This window comes from Neobacillus sp. NPDC097160, assembly GCF_044762155.1.
Taxonomy (GTDB): domain Bacteria; phylum Bacillota; class Bacilli; order Bacillales; family Cytobacillaceae; genus Neobacillus.
Map to the genome: position 1 here is coordinate 41,723 of NZ_JBIWDU010000023.1, position 18,127 is coordinate 59,849.

Genomic DNA, 18,127 nt, shown 5'->3' on the forward strand with positions numbered 1-18,127 from the left:
ATATAGGGGAATATTCCTAAAAATCGGGTACCGGGTGACACCCTTTAACTCAACCACCATAACTCCACCGGATTTAGCTCATATTGATTGTTTTCTCGATACATATATTGACACATAATGAGCTCGCGTCTTAATGTTGCATAATCATCATGAAATTGCTTTAAATATTCATTGATTTCTTTCTCTTGATAGATTTTCCCAAATTCTAATCCTTTGGTTATATGCGCAAGTACAACAAGCTTTTTCTTTCTTTGGGCAGGATAGTTTTTCAGTTTTCCATCTTTTGTGACGAAATTTTTGATAATGGCTGAACGCTCCTCTTCAGTAACCGACATTTCCATATTTGGATCGCCTCCCGTTCCAACAGTTAAAATGCCCTTAGCACTAATCTCCAATATTTTTGTGTTTAGAGAAAAATAGATTGTATTTTTATCACGGCGCTCTTTTATCATTCCAACATCACGCAGCTTCGCAATATGGTGGGTAATTGTCGGCGGCTTAAGTCCTAACTTCTCAGCAATCGCTTGCCCATTCAATGGACCTTGCCTGAGCAAAGCAATAATACGAACTCGTGTAAGGTCACCTAATGCTTTATGAAATTCAACAATTTTGTTTAATTGCATCCAGTAATTCACCTACTTTAATAAGTATCTAATTAGATATTAATCGAATTCCCTTTCATAAACAAGAGGTAAAATAATTTTTATTAATTTCTAATAAAAAAAATGGCGTGCTAAAACTGTTTCCAGTTTACACGCCATTTTCAATGTCATTTTACGGTTTTAAAACCTCAAATGGAGCCCTCAAATGTAATATTAGGCCTTGTAAATAATCATCGCCGAAAAGCAGTAAATCTGCTCTTCCTCTTCTTCCTCTGTCATCGCTGCTACATTATATTTAATATCTAATAGACTCTTTTCATCAATCCCTCTTAAAAAGCGATTCATTTCCTTTTCCAAATCCTTTTCATGCTCCCGATCAAACAACTTTACCTGAATCACAGTACTCTTCCTCTCTTTTTTACTATCATTATTGACAGTTTTTCAGAATTTTAAAAATAAAGAAGTTAAGATTATTTTAAGATTGAACTTGTAAACTTCCTTTTGAAGTCAATTTTAAAAGGAGCATTTCAATGGATAAAAAACAGAAAATCACTTGGGGAGTCAGCTTTGGCAGTTTGGCTCTCGTAGCTGGGATGGTCTCTTATCTCGGATTATCAAACGGAGATAAGACTGACAATAAAATGACATTCAATCAAGGGCAACAACCTGGTATTAATACTAATCAGCAGGAACAAGATAGGTATAACATACAACAAGGTCAAGGACCGGGACAAAATTCCGACGATTCCTGGGGTGGCGATAGTCCCTCACAATTTAATCAAAATGATCAAGCGTTTGGTAACGATTACGATAATGGCGGGCAGTCATCTGGCAGCAGCAATCAACAGCAGGATCAATTTTCGAATGGCGGAGGCCGCTCATCCGGGCATCATCATGGCTTTGATACCACTACAGGTGGAACCTAATGTATCACTATCAATTTAATTCCATGAGTACGATGGTGCAAATCTCGATTAGTCAGGAACTTTATGCCAATGAAATGATGCCGATTTATAAGCAATTTGAATTGGTAGAGATTACGTGCAGTCGTTTTCGCACTGATAGTGAACTATCAAAATTGAATCAACAAGTAGGGAAAGAGGTTACCGTTTCTAGCGAAATGTTCTTAATCCTATCCGAGGCAGACCAGTTTTATAAAGATACTGGAGGAATTTTTAATCCTAGTATTTTATCTGCCCTAGAAAACAACGGCTACGCAAAATCAATTGAATTCATAAGAGACCGTGAAATAGAAACACCTGCCCGTTCAACAGCGTCGGCGGCTCAATCACAAACATATACTCTTAATGAAAAGCAACAGGCCGTTATTTTACATTCAAAAATCGACCTCGGCGGCATTGCTAAGGGCTGGGTCATCGACCGTACTTCCCTTTTGTTAGCGGAAATGGGCTATGGGTTTATCAATGTTGGCGGCGATATTCGGATATTTGGTTCTTTACCACGGCCGTTAAACATCGGGATTGAGAATCCATTTGAATCGTCGAATATGATTTCTTCTATTCAAATAGAAAACGGTGCTGTGGCAACTTCTACCACGAAGAAAAGAAAATGGCTTGTGAATGGTGAATGGCGGCATCACCTGATTGACGCTAAATTAGGAAGACCGTCTGAAAGCGACATTGTATCGGCAACCGTAACTGCCCGAACTGCAATAGAAGCCGATGTTTGGGCAAAAACGGTTCTTCTCCTAGGAGAAAATTACGGTCGGGAGTGGGTCGCAAAAAAAGGCATTCGTGCCGTGTTAATCAATAAAGAGGGAGATATTTGGAGAGGAGGCGAATAACATGGAGATGTTTGAATGGTATATTATTCGGGCAACAGGTACGGTTGCATATCTATTACTTTATCTATCTGTCATCATTGGACTATACACTCAGGTTCAGAAAAAGCGGAAACAAAAGGTTACGTTATCACTAGTTTTACATGAGTCATTGTCAAATTGGGCTCTCTATCTTGTCCTGGGACATGTCGGTTTCTTACTGATCGATTCGTATATTTCGTTCCAATGGTTTGAGATCCTCATACCGTTTAACACCGACTATAAACCCTTGCCAATGGCGATGGGGGCTTTATCATTGTATTTTTTAATCATAACGGTAGTAACTTCAAAGGCACGAAAGAAAATTGGTTATCAAAAATGGCGAAAATTACACGCCTTGAATCCAATTCTATATATATTAGTTACAGTACACGGCCTATTTATTGGTACAGACTTTCAAGGGGTTGTGATCGCCGCTGTGAATATTGTTCCATTATTCATTATGGGAGTTATGCTGCAAAAAAAGGATCAGAAGCTAAGCGTATCATGATAATAAACAGGCAATGAAAAACCGATTCCAAAAATGGAATCGGTTATTTCGTTTCTCCTGTCCACTTCATCATACCGCCAACCATGTTACGGACTTTATAGCCCTGATCTTGGAGGTAATAACAAACATTCCCGCTGCGGGCACTAGAACGGCAGATAAAAATATATTCTTTATCCTTATCAAAATAGTCGAGGTTAACAGGGATTTCCCCCATGCGAATATGCTTTGCTCCTGGAATCATGCCAGTTGCTACTTCTTCATCCTCTCTCACATCGACAAGCTCGAGTTTCTCCCCTGCCTCAAGCTTCTTTTGTAACTCTTCTGGTGTAATCGTTTGAATTTCTTCCATCCCAATCATCCCTTCAGAAAGACATCCCCCCGACTAAACAGGAGGATGCTCTTATTTTATTAATTAGCTACGATATTTACAAGTTTACCTGGAACGGTAATAACTTTGCGAATCGTTTTTCCTTCAATTTGTTCCTTCACACGGTCATCATCCATTGCGATTCCTTCTAATGCTTCTTTGCTAGCATCCGTAGGCACCATAAGCTTCGTTTTTACCTTGCCATTAACTTGAATGACAATTTCGACTTCCTCATCAACCAGTTTTGCCTCATCATATGCAGGCCATGCCTCATAGGAAATCGTGCCGCTGTGTCCAAGCTTTTCCCAAAGTTCTTCAGCAATATGCGGACTAACAGGTGCGAGCATTTTTACAAATCCTTTTACGTAATCCTTAGGCAGTACTGTTGCTTTATAGGCTTCGTTAATGAAAACCATCATTTGTGAAATTGCGGTATTAAAACGTAAGCCTTCATAATCCTCAGTTACTTTTTTCACAGTTTGATGATATACCTTTTCCAAACTTGAAGCTTCATCTGTTGACTGGACTTTTGGGCTTAATGAACCATCTTCTTCTACAAATAAGCGCCAAATTCGATCTAAGAAGCGGCGGGAACCGTCCAAACCGTTTGTCGACCACGCAATCGAGGCGTCAAGCGGCCCCATAAACATTTCATATAATCGAAGTGTATCGGCACCGTGACTGTCGATGATATCATCAGGATTGACAACATTTCCTTTTGACTTACTCATTTTTTCATTGCCTTCACCTAAAATCATTCCTTGGTTAAATAACTTTTGGAATGGCTCTTTTGTTGGAACAACACCGATATCATATAAAAATTTATGCCAGAAACGGGCATATAGCAAGTGAAGCACGGCATGCTCGGCACCGCCAATGTAAATATCAACCGGTAACCAGTGATTTAATTTTTCGGCTGAAGCCAGTGCCGTGCTGTTCTTTGGATCAATATACCGTAAATAGTACCAACAGCTGCCGGCCCATTGTGGCATCGTATTGGTCTCCCGGCGGCCCTTTTTACCCGTTTTCGGATCAACCACATTTACCCAATCAGCAATATTGGCAAGTGGTGATTCACCGGTTCCAGACGGTTTGATATCTTTCGTTTTTGGTAACATCAATGGAAGCTGATCTTCAGGAACAGCTGTCATTGTTCCATCTTCCCAATGGATAATTGGAATCGGCTCGCCCCAGTAACGCTGACGGCTAAACAACCAATCGCGTAAACGGAACGTTACTTTTTTCGTACCAATGCCTTTTTCCTCTAACCAGGAAATCATTTTTGAAATCGCATCTTCTTTATTTAAGCCATTTAAGAAATCGGAGTTGATGTGTTCACCGTCACCTATGTAGGCTTCTTTTTCCACATCACCGCCGGCAACAACTGGCTTGATTGATAAATTAAATTCTTTTGCAAAATCATAATCTCGTTCATCATGAGCTGGTACGGCCATAATAGCACCTGTTCCGTAGCTTACTAAAACATAATCGGCAATCCAGATAGGCATTTTTTCGCCATTTGCCGGATTGATTGCATATGCACCCGTAAATACGCCTGTTTTTTCTTTCGCAAGATCTGTACGCTCAAGGTCGCTTTTCGTTTTCACTTTATCTAAATACGCATCAACTGCTGTCCGTTTTTCAGCTGTAGTAATTTTATCAACAAAAGCATGCTCTGGAGCAAGAACAGCATAGGTTGCACCGAATAATGTATCTGGACGAGTAGTGAAAACGGTAAAGGTTTCATCATGTCCATCAATTTCGAAGGTTACTTCGGCACCTTCAGAGCGGCCAATCCAGTTGCGCTGCATTTCTTTCAAGCTTTCCGGCCAATCTAATTCCTCTAGATCCTCAAGTAAACGGTCACCGTAAGCGGTAATTTTTAACATCCATTGCTTCATCGGGCGGCGTTCAACCGGGTGTCCGCCGCGTTCACTCTTACCGTCGATTACTTCTTCGTTTGCTAAAACAGTTCCAAGTGCCGGGCACCAGTTCACGGCTACTTCATCAATGTAGGCAAGCCCTTTTTCCCAAAGCTTTAAAAAAATCCACTGCGTCCATTTATAGTATTCAGGGTCTGTCGTGTTGACTTCACGATCCCAGTCGTACGAAAATCCAAGTGCTTTAATTTGTCTGCGGAAGGTGTTAATATTTTTCTCAGTGAATTCCGCCGGGTCGTTTCCGGTATCTAATGCATATTGTTCTGCCGGCAGTCCGAATGCATCCCAGCCCATTGGGTGAAGTACATTGTAATCCTGCATCCGCTTCATCCGAGATAAGATATCTGTTGCTGTATAGCCTTCCGGGTGTCCGACATGCAGTCCCGCCCCTGAAGGATATGGAAACATATCTAACGCGTAGAATTTCCGTTTATCGTATTCTTCACTTGTTTTAAATGTCTTTTCTGTTTCCCATTTCTGTTGCCATTTCTTCTCAATTTGCTGATGGTCGAAACTCATATTGTTTTCCTCCTAAAAAAAATAAAAAACCTCTCATCCCAAAACGGGACGAGAGGATTGTATGTATCTTCCCGCGGTACCACCCACATTAGTGCATCTATGCACTCGCTTCATTCATCCTTAACGCGGAAAACGGCAAGCATTACTGTTCCTTCATGCCTGCAACTCAAAGGCGAGTTCATGATGTACCCGGTTGACTTCCACCTGCCGTCAACTCTCTATAGGTTCGGGTATTGACCACTACTACTCCTGATCACTGTTTTTCTAATATAAAAAGTATTACGGTTATTGTATTAAATTTTTCGGCGGGTTGCAAGTAAACTTGTGTCTAATTTCATGGTAGACCAAATTTCTTGCTTTTAAACTCAAAAAGAAAAGACAATGATGCAAAACCATCACTGTCCTTCCCACATGGACAAATGCTACATTTGTCCACGAACGGTGCCTGACACCATTTTTGTTTTTAATCCGCGATCATACATAAGTGTGGTGACGATTGCGATGAGGAATAGGCCAATCAAAACGAAAAATAATGCGGACATGCTATACATATCTACAATTATTCCGCCTAGTAATGGACCAACCATTCTTCCGCCGGTTGCGGTGCTGTTGACGATACCTTGATAAAAGCCTTCTCTCCCTTTAGGGGCTAAATCGAAAGCAATTGTCGGCACGGCAGGCCAGATAAACATTTCACCAATAGTTAAAATGATCATAGCAACCAAGAAGCCTGAAAATGCACTCGCTTTTCCGGCAACTAAAAATGAAACGATAAAGATGCCAATTCCAATTAGGATTTGCATCTTTAGTGATGCGGAAAGTTGTTTTAGCACACCATTTAATATTGGCTGCCCGAGGACGATAATGGCTCCATTTATCGTCCAAAGTAAACTATATTGTGTCAATGAAATATTGATTTCCTGGGTGTAAGAGGCAATCGTTGTTGTCCATTGACTATAAGCAACCCAACAAAGCAAATATCCTCCACAAACAATCAGTAATGCCTGCAGATTTGCTTTGCTTTTTACAACGGTTATTGCTTTTTCTTTTTGGTCATGGATTGCATTTTCTACCAAGATTCCCTTATATCCAAATACAGCGATTAATAGAAAGATTACATACATGATGGTGTTCGCTAAGAAGATTAATTGGAAAGAGTAATCTGCTACGATTCCGCCAAGTGACGCACCCACTGCAACCCCGAGGTTTTGTGCGACATAAAGAGCATTAAACGATTTACGCCCGCCTTCTTTCCAGACTGAACCCGCCATTGCGTACATCGATGGAAAAATAATTCCTGTTCCAAAGCCGGTGATAGTAAGGAAAACGACATATTGTGGCCAGTCATGCCAGATAGATAGGCCGACAAGGGCGAATAGGGAAATAGCAATTCCCATTATTATAGATTTATAGCCGCCAATTTTATCGAATAAATGGCCGCCATAAAGGTTTCCAATTACGTTTGCTCCCGAGTTGAGCATGAGGACAATCCCTGCAACGGAAAGGGACTTTCCTAAATGATCGTGAATATAGATTGTATTTAAAGGCCATAAAAAAGAAGAGCCTATTACATTCACTGCCATCCCGATGATTAAAAGCCATAAGGCACGTGGCATGAAAAACGCTCCTTTATCATTAACTATTTCGATTACCTTGGTTATTTTAGCTGTTTTCCTGATAAGGTGCAATGCTTTTGTATTTCCAAATTTCGCAGGGATATATTTCCGCGGCTTTTTGCAGGATTTCCGCCAAACTTGGGTCGGATTCCGCCAACTTTCAAATTAATTCCGCCAAACTCGGACGGAATTCCGCCAACTTCACCATTAATTCCGCCAACCCACATTTGAAGCCTACAAATTGACTCATTGCCATAAATTTGTCAAAATAAACAAAAGAAAGCACTGTTCCCCAAAGGAATACAGTGCTTTCAAAAACTTGTTCAACGACTCTTTCCCAATTTCTTATTCCTTCTTGGCGGGACGAATAAGAATATAAAAATGGAAAGGGTCTATTTTTTTGGAACTGCTGGTACAACTGGTGCCTGAGCAGGGAAATAACTATTAACTGCTTGGTCTTTTTTCTTTTCATTCACTTTCTCATCGGCAACAGCTTTTTTCGCCTTTTCAATTTCGCTATCAAGCTCTTCCATGTTGACGCCTTTTTTCACGAGCTCTTCCGTTGCAAGGCGAATCGCTTTATTTGACTGCTCAATTGAAATCCTTAAAGAATCCATTGAACCCTGTGGATTGTGGAAGCCTGAAGAGTTTTCAGCAGCAATGATATCCCAGAACCATTGGCCCTTACGGACAAATTCCTGCGCCTCTTTGATTTTATCCGCACTCACACCAGAGGTTATCATCTTGTTCACATAGTAATGGGCAGAAGTTGAAATATCTTGTGCATCATGTAATCCGCTTACGTTTGCCTCTTGAATTTCAAGAACACGGTCTTTCAATTTATCTAAATCACGGTCACCATGGCATTGTCCGCAAGATGTTTGCATCGTCTTAAGTGGTGAAGTCCACCAGTGAGACGAAATCTTTCTTTTTCCATCGACACGTTCATATGGCATATGGCAATCGGCACAGGATACATTTGCCTTACCATGCGTTCCAGATAAATGGGTTTCAAATTCAGGATGCTGTGCCTTTAACATTGGCGTTCCGGAAATATTACTGATCCAGTCTTTTTCAAAACCATTTTCCTTGGCAATTGTATTATAGTATTCATACATTTCTTCCGGCTTGAAGCCTTTAGTCCATGGATAGGTAACTTCACTATTATTGGCAGCAAAGTAATATTCATCATGGCATTGGCCGCAAACATAGCTGCGCATTTCATTTTTCGTTGGTTTTGAAACATCAACACCCTTTGCTTCCAATGCTTTAAATAGACTTGGACGGGTAACACGTAAATCCATTGTTTTCGGATCATGACAATCAGAGCATCCGATTGGCGAGTGGCCCATCGCTTCGCCTTTAGGCCAGATATCTTTGTTAAAATTAGCGCCCCAGTAACTGTCGCCCATTTCTTCAATCATTTTTGGCACAGCGGTTGATTTACATGTATAACAGGACCCAACTGACTTGTCGGTAATCCGTTTGACATTACGGATATCTTCTAATGCGTAAATGTGGCCGCGGTCTTCGTTGTATTCAGTGGCGAAACCATAGCCATTAAATAGGATTGGCAGTAATGGCTCTTTATCCGCATCGTATTTGCTTCGTTTTACCGAACCATTGTATTTGGTATCTTCCATCTTTTCGTTTTTCTTGTAGCTGTTATATTGAAGCGGAAATAAGTCCTTGAATGCTTCATTACTTATTTCATCTGCTGAAAGGCCTGTCGTCTTCTTGCCTGCTGCTGAAGCTGTTTTGTCACCGGAATCGTTGCCGCAGCCAGTGATAATTAACACGAATGCAAGCAGGAGAAGATATGCCCCATATCGGAACCTTCCCATTCTTAAAATCCTCCCTTATTTTCTAATAACTCTCCTGATACAGGTGGCTTATTATAATGATCATCTTTAAAGCCTTTCCCGTGTGGTACCGTTTTGTGACAGGAGATACAACTATCCTTGGCATCATGTGATACATTGTTTACCGTACTCTCGTGGCAGGAGATACAGTTGTCATTCATAATGCTTTTCGTACGCTCTGTTGCTTCAATCACATCCGGTATCTTCTCTGTTCCAAGTGTGTTGAAATAAATATGCGTCATCCCGGCACGGCCTTTGAAAAATAATTTTCCAACCTCACTCTTATGCGGCAAATGGCAGTCATTACACTGCAAATCCGAATGTGTGGAATCCAAGAATGAAGTATAGACGGATTTCATCGTATGACAGTTTTGACAAAAACCTGGTGAATCCAAGTAAGCCATTGTTTTCACTGTTGAAAATGATAAAAACACGCCAATGAGCAGGGCTAAAACAACTAAAAACTTTTTGTTCATCTTTAAAAGCTTTTTAAACATTTTTTCACCTCCCATAAAATATCTTTAATCTCTCTATTTATTTATTAAAGTACCTTTTAGATACCTTAATCCCAAATGAACCACGCCAATTGAAATCGCTTTTGTTTATTGCTGCTTTGTCTTTCGATTTCTGATTATTACTGTCAATGCACCAGCTGCTAGGACGCTTATCCCACTAAATGCTCCGACGGCAAGGCTTGTGGATTTCTTATTATCTTCTTTTAGATCCCCAGAGTTTTTATTATTCGTTAGTTCTGTAGTTGGTTTCGTCTCGCTGCGTTCATATGTTAAAGTGAATTTTTTTTCTTCACCTGCTTTTACATCTTGAAATAGATATGAGAAGGTATTATCGCCGCCACCATGATTCTGTTTTTCTTCCGGTGCTGGTGTGAGCTTCAGCTTTTTTGCCTTGGACGGTTCGGTAAAGGACACATTGACCAGCCCTATATCAGCAAAACTTTTAAACTGATACGATAACGATTTCTTTTCTTTCTTAACCTTTAGACTGTCTGAATAAAACTCAATGACAAACTTATACCGCTCCTTTGGCGCAATCTCTTCACTTGTTGTCCAGGAAATCGTTCCTTTCTCACGGTCAATCACATATTCAATTTCATAGGACTTTCGTAAATCACTTGAGTAATCGGCAACATAGCCAATCCGAAAATTCTTTTCCTCCATCGGAAGGGGAATTTCGATTTGTCCCTTCTGAGGCTGGACGGTATTATTTACCATCGATCCCTGGTATCCAATTAACAGTGGTGCATGGTCTTTCTTTTGATCGTTTGGGTGATAGGCATACTCCGGCATAACTTGAATCGTCAGCTCTTCCATGCTCAAAATAGGATTATTTTCTGCAAAGCTAGTCGCAGGATACAGTATGGTAAAGACAATGCTAAAAATTAATAAGTACTTTTTCATTTTTTTACTTCCTTTGCTAGGAAAATTTGCGGATAAAATGTGAACATATTCACATGAAGTTCTAAAAAAAGTGCTAGGGTTAACCAATATGGTTTTCCTAACAAAAAGTGGAGGTTTTGGAATGAAATTTTCTATTCCATACCTTATTTAAACCAGAAAAAAAATCTCCATCTGTGACCAACATCACATATAAAACATCACTTGTTTCCAATCTGTGAACGAGATTTTTCTTCTATTTTCATATTGTTTTTATTAAGAAATTGATCTATAGGGTCTTGAGAGGCTTGTTATGATTAACTTCAGCCAGATTTTCAAATAAAAAAATTTGTAAAAAATAATCAAAAAAATTCCCTCAACGAAAATGTTGAGGGATTTGATAAGTATTATTATTCTTGATGCATTTTTGATTTTACAGGCTGACCGCCTGATTTTTCATATTTCTGTTTTGCTTGTTTTACAAGATCAACATCCTGTCCCAGTTCGAGATCTTGATTGTTAATGCCATTTCTAGTTGTTTGTTCAGGGTTTTGCTGCTTTGAACGCTTTTTCAAAAAGCTTCTCCTCCTTTTATTGCTCTTCTAAAATCATCGAATTCTGCAGCTGCTGAAGCTGCAGTCTCATTCTATGGAGTTGTTCGCGCTGCTGCGAATTCGCACTATGAGCCATTTTGGCAATATCCTGATAGGTTTCCTCCAGCTGTTGCAGCGCATTTGTATAATTATCGTCATTATAATGCTCTTGAAGGCTGCTTTGTTTGTATTGTTCCTCGGCATAGCGAATTGCATCCTCAACCTGCTGCATTAAATCGTTCATTGAGTCGCGAGTAGCCATCTAAGAACCTCCTTGATGTTAGGGCACAATCCCTCATTATGAAGCAAACTGCTTCACTTCTTATTGTGTTCTCAACTCTTTTTCCTATTACACAAACAGTTGGATAAATGATGGAAAAATGCTTGAAACAATTACATTTGGATAAGGCTATCGCTTCATGATAAAATTGATTTTATGTTCATTATTTTAAAAAGGAGGTTTTCTGAATGCTTCAGATTAAACCTTTTCTATATGCATCAGATGATAAACGGTACCATACATGGAATTACCACCTACGCCAGCAATTTGGCCATAAGGTGTTTAAAGTGGCACTAGATGGCGGCTTTGACTGTCCGAACCGTGACGGTACGGTCGCACATGGCGGTTGTACTTTCTGCAGTGCTGCCGGTTCTGGTGATTTTGCCGGGAACCGTGTGGAAACCCTGGAAACACAATTCAATGAGATTAAAGAAAAAATGCACACGAAATGGAAAGACGGCAAATACATGGCCTACTTCCAAGCATTCACAAATACCCATGCACCGGTGGATATCCTTCGTGAAAAGTATGAAACAGTGCTCAAGCAGGATGGCGTTGTTGGTTTGTCAATTGCAACCCGGCCGGACTGCCTTCCAGATGATGTTGTCGAGTATTTAGCGGAATTAAATGAGCGCACCTATTTATGGGTTGAGCTCGGGCTTCAAACTGTTCACGAGCGCACTGCACTTCTGATCAACCGTGCGCATGATTTTCAATGTTATGTTGAAGGGGTAAACAAATTAAGAAAGCATGGGATTCGTATATGCTCCCATATTATTAATGGATTGCCGCTTGAATCGTATGACATGATGATGGAAACGGCGCGTGAAGTCGCTAAATTAGACGTACAAGGAATTAAAATTCATTTGCTCCACTTGTTAAAAGGCACGCCAATGGTCAAACAATATGAAAAGGGAATGCTTGAATTTCTTAATCAAGAGGACTATGTAAATTTAGTATGTGATCAATTGGAAATTTTACCGCCGGAAATGATTGTCCATCGCATCACCGGTGATGGCCCGATCGACTTGATGGTCGGACCGATGTGGAGTGTAAATAAGTGGGAAGTATTGAATGCCATTGATGCAGAACTTAAGCGAAGAGACAGCTGGCAGGGAAAGTTTTTTCAAGGGACTTTGAACCGATGAAAATGGAGCGTATACTTCCATTTGCGAAAAATTTACTCGATAAAGCGATTAGACCAGGTGACGTTGTGGTTGACGCGACTGTCGGGAATGGACATGACACCGCATTTTTAGCAGAGCTCGTTGGGGAAACCGGGAAAGTCTACGGCTTTGATGTTCAAGAAGAAGCCATTGCGGCATCTGGGAAGCGCTTAGCAGAGCATCATCTTTTAGAGCGGGTCACCCTCTTCCATGAAGGCCATGAAAAGCTTGCAGCTAAGATTCCTACTAATGATCATGGTAAAATCACAGGAGCGATATTTAACCTAGGCTATCTGCCGGGCAGCGATAAAATGATAGTAACCCTTCCTGATACGACAATTGCCGCCATCGAACAGTTATTGATAATGATGGCACCTGAGGGGATCATCGTCCTTGTGATATACCACGGGCACGAACAAGGTGCGATAGAAAGGGATTCACTCCTTTCATACTGCCAACAATTGGATCAAAAAACGGCTCATGTCCTGCAATATCAATTTATTAATCAACAAAATAACCCACCGTTTATCATTGCGATAGAAAAACGATAAAAACCAGGACATGCCTGGTTTTTTATTTTGCCAATAATCTTGTTACAAATGCAGGTATTGATTTTTGAAACGAACGGTAGGCAAGTCCATTAAAATAAAAGAAATAACTGATCCAGCCACCGGATTTAATAATTCCTTTTGCTAATTTGCGGACATTTTTCTGTTTTCGAACCTTTACATCCGAAAGGTAAATCCCTAACAGACCGCGATTAATAAGCTGATGGAACTTTTTGTGAGGAAGATATTCGGTGTGCCTGTCAGCCTCCGTCACGAAATGTTTTAAGCGATTGAAAAGAATTTCTTCGCTTTTATAGTAGGAACAGAAATTCAGGTCGCCTCCCGCAATGTCCTCTTCCTGGTCAATAAAATAATCCAAAAGAATATGTAATCCTTGAATATAGGGAAAATATCCGTTCCGAATATTTTCAGCATCGCTCGCCTGAAAATCCTCACGCAGCGCATAGGAGATTAAACAAAAGATCCCCAGTGTGGAACCGGAGCAGGCCGAGAATTCATACCATTCCATTTCAGGCAGACTGTCTTGGTAGTGATGAAACCAATTTTCCAGTCGCGGTACCCGTTCCTCCTTCACGACATGCTTGTGGATTTGTAAATCACAATAGTACTGGCATAACTCAAGAAGATAGTCTTTTATGATATCATAATGCTCTAACTCCCTTAGAACGGTGCGGCAGGTTTCCGATAAATCATGCAAATACTGATCGTCATCCTGATCCGAACGGAGGCGGTAATAATTTTTCTCATCGGCATGGAGAACAAGGGCATCTGACATCGATTCATGCAGGGCAGCAAAATCATTGGGGTCAAGGGACGTACTCCGGTCACACAGATTATCTAAGTAGTCGCTGATGGTTTGATAGGCAACGATAAACTTAATTGCTTTTTTATAATGCTCGCCAGCCGTAAGCGCAAGGATGGCTCCACCTTCACAGTGAAAGGTTTTGTGCTCGATACTGGCGAGCGCCTGATTTCTTAGCTCAAGGTTCGGAATTTTTTCAGCACGGCTTCTCCAATAAGCCAATTCTTGATGGACTGCTGGAAGTATTTTGCGATAGACCCTGGACATGAGGGTGATTGGCATCATGGATTAGATCAAACCTTTCTATACAATGTATCCTATTGCTTTTAATTGACTGTTAACAAAATCCTTTGCGTATTCGAAAACCTCTTCACGCTCCGGTTCATTAAATATTTCATGATAGCATTTAGGCCATTCCTTAAACCTTTTTTCCGATAATGGAACATGATTGAACCATTCTTTCACCGTTGCTTTATTCACAATCTGATCATCCCCGCCTTGCATCACAAGCATCGGGATATCCTGTATTTTCTCAAGATTTACAAAGGCCTGTTTTATCGCACCTGCAAGTTCACGATACCATCTGACAGAAATCTTTGTCACGTAAAGTGTATCATTGGAATCGGCTTCCCTTACGTCCTCATTTCTTGTTGCCATCTGGACGCTTAATCCAGAATTCATCCTTAAGGAAGGATAAACAATATTTAAAAGATGTGACATGGTGTCTAAGAATTTAGATGGAGTATGAACAAGTCCTAAACAGGGGGATGATAGAATCACACCTGCAATATTCAATCGTTCTTCCTGTAATAAGCGGATGGAAATCAAGCCCCCCATACTATGTCCTACCAAAAAAACCGGCAGTTCATAGCGGTAGGCAGCTTGAACCCAATCCTTTACCTCAATGATATATTCATCAAAGGAATCAATATGGCCGCGGCGGGATCTTGTTGTCATGCCTTGCCCTGGAAGGTCGGCCATGATGACATGAAAGCCGGATAACCGCCACATTTCAATCAGCCAGCCATATCTGCCATGGTGTTCCATTGCCCCATGAACGATTACGATTACCGCCTTTGCTTCCCCTTCAGCTTCCCACTTCCACATATTTTATCCCCCTAGAAAAAAGTAATAAGCAATTGTTTTCGTAAATAAGATGAATTTTTTTGAAAATCGCTTTATTCATCGATAAAATAGTACTATCATGCAAAAAGGAGCGAACCCGATGATTTACCCCTATAAAAATAAATATCCGTTAATTGCTGAGACCGCATTTATTGCCGATTATGTAACCATTACTGGCGATGTCGAAATTGGCGAACATTCCAGTGTCTGGTTTAACTCAAGTATAAGAGGTGATGTCGCACCAACGAAGATTGGCAATAAAGTAAATATTCAAGATAACTCTATCTTACACCAAAGCCCTAATAACCCGCTAATTTTAGAAGATGAAGTCTCGATTGGACACCAGGTGATCCTTCACAGCTGTATTATCCGGAAAAGAGCATTAATCGGGATGGGCTCGATTATTCTTGATAATGCTGAAATCGGTGAAGGTGCATTTATTGGCGCAGGGAGTCTTGTACCTCAAGGGAAAAAAATACCCCCTAATACTTTAGCATTTGGCAGACCAGCTAAAGTTATTAGAGAATTGACTTCAGAGGATAAAAAAGAAATGGAACGCATTTATACACAATATGCCGAGAAGGGTCAATATTATAAGTCTTTGCAGTCATAAAAATTTGAAAAGCACCCATCAACCGGATGGGTGCTTTCATATTACAAGTTACGTAAGTATAAATTTCGACTTTGAGAATTGTCCAGCTCCAGCGCCCTAGCGGCTAGTGTCCTTCGCTCTCCGCCCTACGATAAGTCAACATCGAATCGCCTCCGGCTCTCCGTGTTTCCTTTATCTCAGTTGGAGCGCTCCAGGCCATACGCCGCTGACCAGGGCGCTTCCGCTTTTCTTATTGCTTCAACGTTTGCAATTCTTTTTGTAAGGCATAATCCCGTTGAAAAGAATAAACATCCTCTACATATACTTGATGCCACACCATAAACATAAGAACGGTCCATATTTTCCGGCTGTTATCAGCTTTTCCTTGGCAATGGTCTTCAAGCAATCTCAAGACATATGTTTTATTGATTAAATGATCTGTGTTACTTTCACGGATGATCGTTTTCGCCCAATCGTTCATTTCATTCTTTAACCAGTGACGAATTGGTACTGGAAAACCAAGCTTTTTCCGATCAAGTACATGTGCAGGCACAATTCCTTCTGCTGCTTTTCGTAAAATATACTTTGTTGTCCCATTTGCTGTTTTCAAGCTAGTCGGGATTTTCGATGCGACCTCAAACACAGCCTTATCAAGGAATGGCACTCGTAGTTCTAACGAATGGGCCATTGTGACTCTATCTGCCTTAAGTAAAATATCACCGCGCATCCATGTATGGATATCAATATATTGCATCCGGTCAACCGGGTCGTATCCCTTCGATTCCCTGTAAAGTGGGTTTGTTACATCTAAATAATTCAATCCTTCATGATAAACATTTAAAAGATCGCGCTTTTCTTCTTCTGAAAACATTTTTGCATTCCCAATATAACGCTCTTCCATCGGGGTTACGCCGCGTTCAATAAAACTTTTCCCCTTCATCCCTTCTGGCATCATGCCAGCAATCCCTTTTAAAAGCACTTTTCCTACTCGCGGGATTTTATTAAATACCTCTAATGATTGCGGCTCACGGTAAATATTGTAACCGCCGAATAGTTCATCGGCTCCTTCACCTGAAAGAACAACAGTTACATGTTTACGGGCTTCACGAGCAACAAAATAAAGCGGTACGCAGGCTGGGTCAGCAAGCGGGTCATCCATATGCCACATGATTTTTGGCACTTCAGTCATATATTCTTCTGGTGAAATCACGTAACTGATATTTTCCACACCAAGCTTTTCGGCAGTTTCTTTGGCAACATCAATTTCACTAAAGCCATTGTGATCAAAACCAACAGAGAACGTTTTAATGGCAGGGTGATATTGTTTGGCAATTGACGCAATAATCGAAGAGTCAATTCCACCGGAAAGGAAGGAGCCAACCGGAACATCGCTGCGCATATGTTTTTCAACTGAATCAAAAAGGATGTCGCGAATTTCTTTAACAAATTCATCTTCAGATTTCTGTACCGGCTTAAATTGTGCCTTCCAATATCGTTTGATTTCCATAGCCGAGCCGATTTTCTTCGTAAAATAATGACCAGGCTCAAGCTTGTGAATTCCCTCTGACAACGTATTCGGTTCAGGAACAAATTGATAGGTCAAATAGTGCTGCAAGGAATCATAATTTAAAACATCATTTTCTAATGCCAGCAGAATACTCTTTTTCTCAGAAGCAAAGAACGTTCTTTCGCCGTCTTCAAAATAGAAAAACGGTTTGATTCCAAACGGGTCGCGTGCCCCGAAAAGCGTCTGTTCTTGCTTATCCCAAATGGTAAAGGCAAACATCCCACGCAGTTTTTCCACCGCTTTTTCCTTTAAATGACTATAAAGGGCGATAATGACCTCTGTATCGGAGCTCGTCGCAAATGATAAGCCCTCTTTAAGAAGTTCTTCACGTAGCTCAACATAGTTGTAAACCTCACCGTTAAAAATAATCCAGTAGCGTTCATTTTCATACGTTAACGGCTGATGGCCGCTCTCAATATCAATAATACTCAAGCGGCGAAAACCAAATTGAATATGATCATCATAATAAAAGCCATCATCATCCGGTCCGCGATGGGTGATAATATCATTCATATTTTTAAATTCTTGTTTTTGCTTGTCACTATAGTTTTGTGTTTTGTCGTGTACACAACCGATAAAACCACACATTATGTACCTCACCTACTCCATTAAAAATAAAACCTCTCTAATACTACCACTTTTTTTATAAAAAATGCACTGTGAACAATAGGAAATTAAAGTATCTTCAGTTTTCACTTCTTTTGGCCTACTTAAACATTTTATTCCAGTTAACCATTTACTGAACAAGAAAATAGACGAAAAAATAAAAACGGGAGTTACATTAAATATGCAACTCCCACTGC

Annotated in this window: 20 protein-coding genes and 1 other annotated feature; of the genes, 6 read left to right on the top strand and 14 right to left on the bottom strand. The window is 40.4% G+C overall.

The annotated features are described in order from the left end of the window. Positions 1 to 44 precede the first annotated feature (44 nt). Both ACIQXV_RS25740 and ACIQXV_RS25745 read right to left on the bottom strand, forming a co-directional pair. Positions 45 to 623, bottom strand: a complete 579-nt coding sequence (locus ACIQXV_RS25740; RefSeq protein WP_402963966.1) for a DUF2087 domain-containing protein — start codon at positions 621 to 623, stop codon at positions 45 to 47. 192 nt (positions 624 to 815) lie between these two features. Then, complete coding sequence (locus tag ACIQXV_RS25745) at positions 816 to 1,001, bottom strand: sporulation protein Cse60 (RefSeq protein WP_283919851.1); 186 nt, start codon at positions 999 to 1,001, stop codon at positions 816 to 818. Positions 1,002 to 1,132: 131 nt separating this feature from the next. Between ACIQXV_RS25745 and ACIQXV_RS25750 the strand changes: the two genes are divergently transcribed. The 3 genes from ACIQXV_RS25750 to ACIQXV_RS25760 are packed head-to-tail and all read left to right on the top strand — an operon-like array spanning position 1,133 to position 2,932. Then, complete coding sequence (locus ACIQXV_RS25750) at positions 1,133 to 1,528, top strand: hypothetical protein (RefSeq protein WP_402963970.1); 396 nt, start codon at positions 1,133 to 1,135, stop codon at positions 1,526 to 1,528. After that, positions 1,528 to 2,406 carry an FAD:protein FMN transferase gene (locus ACIQXV_RS25755; RefSeq protein ID WP_402963973.1) on the top strand — a complete coding sequence of 293 codons (879 nt, stop codon included), beginning with the start codon at positions 1,528 to 1,530 and terminating at the stop codon, positions 2,404 to 2,406. Before ACIQXV_RS25750 ends, ACIQXV_RS25755 begins: the two co-directional genes overlap by 1 nt. 1 nt (position 2,407) lies before the next feature. Then, positions 2,408 to 2,932 carry a ferric reductase-like transmembrane domain-containing protein gene (locus tag ACIQXV_RS25760; RefSeq protein WP_402963976.1) on the top strand — a complete coding sequence of 175 codons (525 nt, stop codon included), beginning with the start codon at positions 2,408 to 2,410 and terminating at the stop codon, positions 2,930 to 2,932. 43 nt (positions 2,933 to 2,975) lie between these two features. Here the strand turns inward: ACIQXV_RS25760 and ACIQXV_RS25765 are convergent, their stop codons facing one another. The 9 genes from ACIQXV_RS25765 to ACIQXV_RS25805 form a co-directional block, all read right to left on the bottom strand. Continuing rightward, a complete protein-coding gene (locus tag ACIQXV_RS25765) occupies positions 2,976 to 3,281 on the bottom strand; it encodes a rhodanese-like domain-containing protein (protein ID WP_402963979.1) in 306 nt (101 codons plus the stop codon). Positions 3,282 to 3,340: 59 nt separating this feature from the next. Next, the gene (leuS, locus tag ACIQXV_RS25770; RefSeq protein ID WP_402963982.1) at positions 3,341 to 5,758 is read right to left on the bottom strand and encodes a leucine--tRNA ligase; all 2,418 of its coding nucleotides are present in this window, start codon (positions 5,756 to 5,758) and stop codon (positions 3,341 to 3,343) included. A gap of 41 nt (positions 5,759 to 5,799) precedes the next feature. Next, positions 5,800 to 6,024: a binding site (T-box leader), on the bottom strand. Between the two features lie 156 nt (positions 6,025 to 6,180). Continuing rightward, positions 6,181 to 7,374, bottom strand: a complete 1,194-nt coding sequence (locus ACIQXV_RS25775; RefSeq protein ID WP_402963985.1) for an MDR family MFS transporter — start codon at positions 7,372 to 7,374, stop codon at positions 6,181 to 6,183. A 41-nt stretch (positions 7,375 to 7,415) separates the two neighbouring features. Then, a complete protein-coding gene (locus ACIQXV_RS25780) occupies positions 7,416 to 7,601 on the bottom strand; it encodes a hypothetical protein (RefSeq protein ID WP_402963988.1) in 186 nt (61 codons plus the stop codon). Between the two features lie 165 nt (positions 7,602 to 7,766). Further along, on the bottom strand, positions 7,767 to 9,218 hold the full coding sequence (locus tag ACIQXV_RS25785; RefSeq protein WP_402963991.1) for an ammonia-forming cytochrome c nitrite reductase subunit c552: 1,452 nt from the start codon (positions 9,216 to 9,218) through the stop codon (positions 7,767 to 7,769). 2 nt (positions 9,219 to 9,220) lie between these two features. After that, on the bottom strand, positions 9,221 to 9,733 hold the full coding sequence (locus tag ACIQXV_RS25790) for a NapC/NirT family cytochrome c (protein WP_402963994.1): 513 nt from the start codon (positions 9,731 to 9,733) through the stop codon (positions 9,221 to 9,223). Between the two features lie 105 nt (positions 9,734 to 9,838). Beyond that, complete coding sequence (locus ACIQXV_RS25795) at positions 9,839 to 10,654, bottom strand: hypothetical protein (RefSeq protein WP_402963996.1); 816 nt, start codon at positions 10,652 to 10,654, stop codon at positions 9,839 to 9,841. Positions 10,655 to 11,040: 386 nt separating this feature from the next. Beyond that, positions 11,041 to 11,205 carry a glycogen biosynthesis protein GlgD gene (locus tag ACIQXV_RS25800; protein WP_402963999.1) on the bottom strand — a complete coding sequence of 55 codons (165 nt, stop codon included), beginning with the start codon at positions 11,203 to 11,205 and terminating at the stop codon, positions 11,041 to 11,043. A gap of 16 nt (positions 11,206 to 11,221) precedes the next feature. Next, positions 11,222 to 11,485 (bottom strand): YtzC family protein, encoded by a 264-nt coding sequence (locus tag ACIQXV_RS25805; RefSeq protein WP_402964001.1) that lies wholly within the window; start codon positions 11,483 to 11,485, stop codon positions 11,222 to 11,224. 206 nt (positions 11,486 to 11,691) lie between these two features. Here ACIQXV_RS25805 and mnmL point away from each other — a divergent pair, with 206 nt between their 5' ends. Beyond that, on the top strand, positions 11,692 to 12,651 hold the full coding sequence (mnmL, locus tag ACIQXV_RS25810; protein ID WP_402964004.1) for a tRNA modification radical SAM protein MnmL/YtqA: 960 nt from the start codon (positions 11,692 to 11,694) through the stop codon (positions 12,649 to 12,651). Next, complete coding sequence (gene mnmM / locus ACIQXV_RS25815; protein WP_402964007.1) at positions 12,648 to 13,220, top strand: tRNA 5-(aminomethyl)-2-thiouridylate-methyltransferase MnmM; 573 nt, start codon at positions 12,648 to 12,650, stop codon at positions 13,218 to 13,220. The genes mnmL and mnmM overlap by 4 nt, the downstream gene beginning before the upstream one ends. Positions 13,221 to 13,242: 22 nt before the next feature. Here mnmM and ACIQXV_RS25820 read toward each other — a convergent pair whose 3' ends face one another. Beyond that, entirely contained in the window at positions 13,243 to 14,325 is a 1,083-nt protein-coding gene (locus tag ACIQXV_RS25820; RefSeq protein ID WP_402964010.1) for a tetraprenyl-beta-curcumene synthase family protein, read from the bottom strand. 18 nt (positions 14,326 to 14,343) lie between these two features. Beyond that, a complete protein-coding gene (locus ACIQXV_RS25825; RefSeq protein WP_402964013.1) occupies positions 14,344 to 15,147 on the bottom strand; it encodes an alpha/beta hydrolase in 804 nt (267 codons plus the stop codon). A 118-nt stretch (positions 15,148 to 15,265) separates the two neighbouring features. Between ACIQXV_RS25825 and ACIQXV_RS25830 the strand changes: the two genes are divergently transcribed. Continuing rightward, a complete protein-coding gene (locus tag ACIQXV_RS25830) occupies positions 15,266 to 15,778 on the top strand; it encodes a gamma carbonic anhydrase (protein ID WP_402964016.1) in 513 nt (170 codons plus the stop codon). A gap of 229 nt (positions 15,779 to 16,007) precedes the next feature. On the opposite strand, the gene asnB is transcribed toward ACIQXV_RS25830, so the two are convergent. Next, positions 16,008 to 17,912, bottom strand: a complete 1,905-nt coding sequence (asnB, locus tag ACIQXV_RS25835; RefSeq protein ID WP_402964019.1) for an asparagine synthase (glutamine-hydrolyzing) — start codon at positions 17,910 to 17,912, stop codon at positions 16,008 to 16,010. Between the last annotated feature and the right edge of the window lie 215 nt (positions 17,913 to 18,127).

Excerpts from the sequence above, each read along its gene's own strand:
- ACIQXV_RS25750 (WP_402963970.1), top strand. The coding sequence starts at position 1,133 with ATGGATAAAAAACAGAAAATCACTTGGGGAGTCAGCTTTGGCAGTTTG.
- leuS (WP_402963982.1), bottom strand. The coding sequence starts at position 5,758 with ATGAGTTTCGACCATCAGCAAATTGAGAAGAAATGGCAACAGAAATGG.
- ACIQXV_RS25780 (WP_402963988.1), bottom strand. The coding sequence starts at position 7,601 with ATGTGGGTTGGCGGAATTAATGGTGAAGTTGGCGGAATTCCGTCCGAG.
- asnB (WP_402964019.1), bottom strand. The coding sequence starts at position 17,912 with ATGTGTGGTTTTATCGGTTGTGTACACGACAAAACACAAAACTATAGT.
- ACIQXV_RS25795 (WP_402963996.1), bottom strand. The coding sequence starts at position 10,654 with ATGAAAAAGTACTTATTAATTTTTAGCATTGTCTTTACCATACTGTAT.
- ACIQXV_RS25740 (WP_402963966.1), bottom strand. The coding sequence starts at position 623 with ATGCAATTAAACAAAATTGTTGAATTTCATAAAGCATTAGGTGACCTT.
- ACIQXV_RS25825 (WP_402964013.1), bottom strand. The coding sequence starts at position 15,147 with ATGTGGAAGTGGGAAGCTGAAGGGGAAGCAAAGGCGGTAATCGTAATC.
- ACIQXV_RS25805 (WP_402964001.1), bottom strand. The coding sequence starts at position 11,485 with ATGGCTACTCGCGACTCAATGAACGATTTAATGCAGCAGGTTGAGGAT.
- ACIQXV_RS25790 (WP_402963994.1), bottom strand. The coding sequence starts at position 9,733 with ATGTTTAAAAAGCTTTTAAAGATGAACAAAAAGTTTTTAGTTGTTTTA.
- ACIQXV_RS25830 (WP_402964016.1), top strand. The coding sequence starts at position 15,266 with ATGATTTACCCCTATAAAAATAAATATCCGTTAATTGCTGAGACCGCA.
- ACIQXV_RS25775 (WP_402963985.1), bottom strand. The coding sequence starts at position 7,374 with ATGCCACGTGCCTTATGGCTTTTAATCATCGGGATGGCAGTGAATGTA.
- mnmM (WP_402964007.1), top strand. The coding sequence starts at position 12,648 with ATGAAAATGGAGCGTATACTTCCATTTGCGAAAAATTTACTCGATAAA.
- ACIQXV_RS25820 (WP_402964010.1), bottom strand. The coding sequence starts at position 14,325 with ATGATGCCAATCACCCTCATGTCCAGGGTCTATCGCAAAATACTTCCA.
- ACIQXV_RS25760 (WP_402963976.1), top strand. The coding sequence starts at position 2,408 with ATGGAGATGTTTGAATGGTATATTATTCGGGCAACAGGTACGGTTGCA.
- ACIQXV_RS25765 (WP_402963979.1), bottom strand. The coding sequence starts at position 3,281 with ATGGAAGAAATTCAAACGATTACACCAGAAGAGTTACAAAAGAAGCTT.
- ACIQXV_RS25755 (WP_402963973.1), top strand. The coding sequence starts at position 1,528 with ATGTATCACTATCAATTTAATTCCATGAGTACGATGGTGCAAATCTCG.
- ACIQXV_RS25785 (WP_402963991.1), bottom strand. The coding sequence starts at position 9,218 with ATGGGAAGGTTCCGATATGGGGCATATCTTCTCCTGCTTGCATTCGTG.
- mnmL (WP_402964004.1), top strand. The coding sequence starts at position 11,692 with ATGCTTCAGATTAAACCTTTTCTATATGCATCAGATGATAAACGGTAC.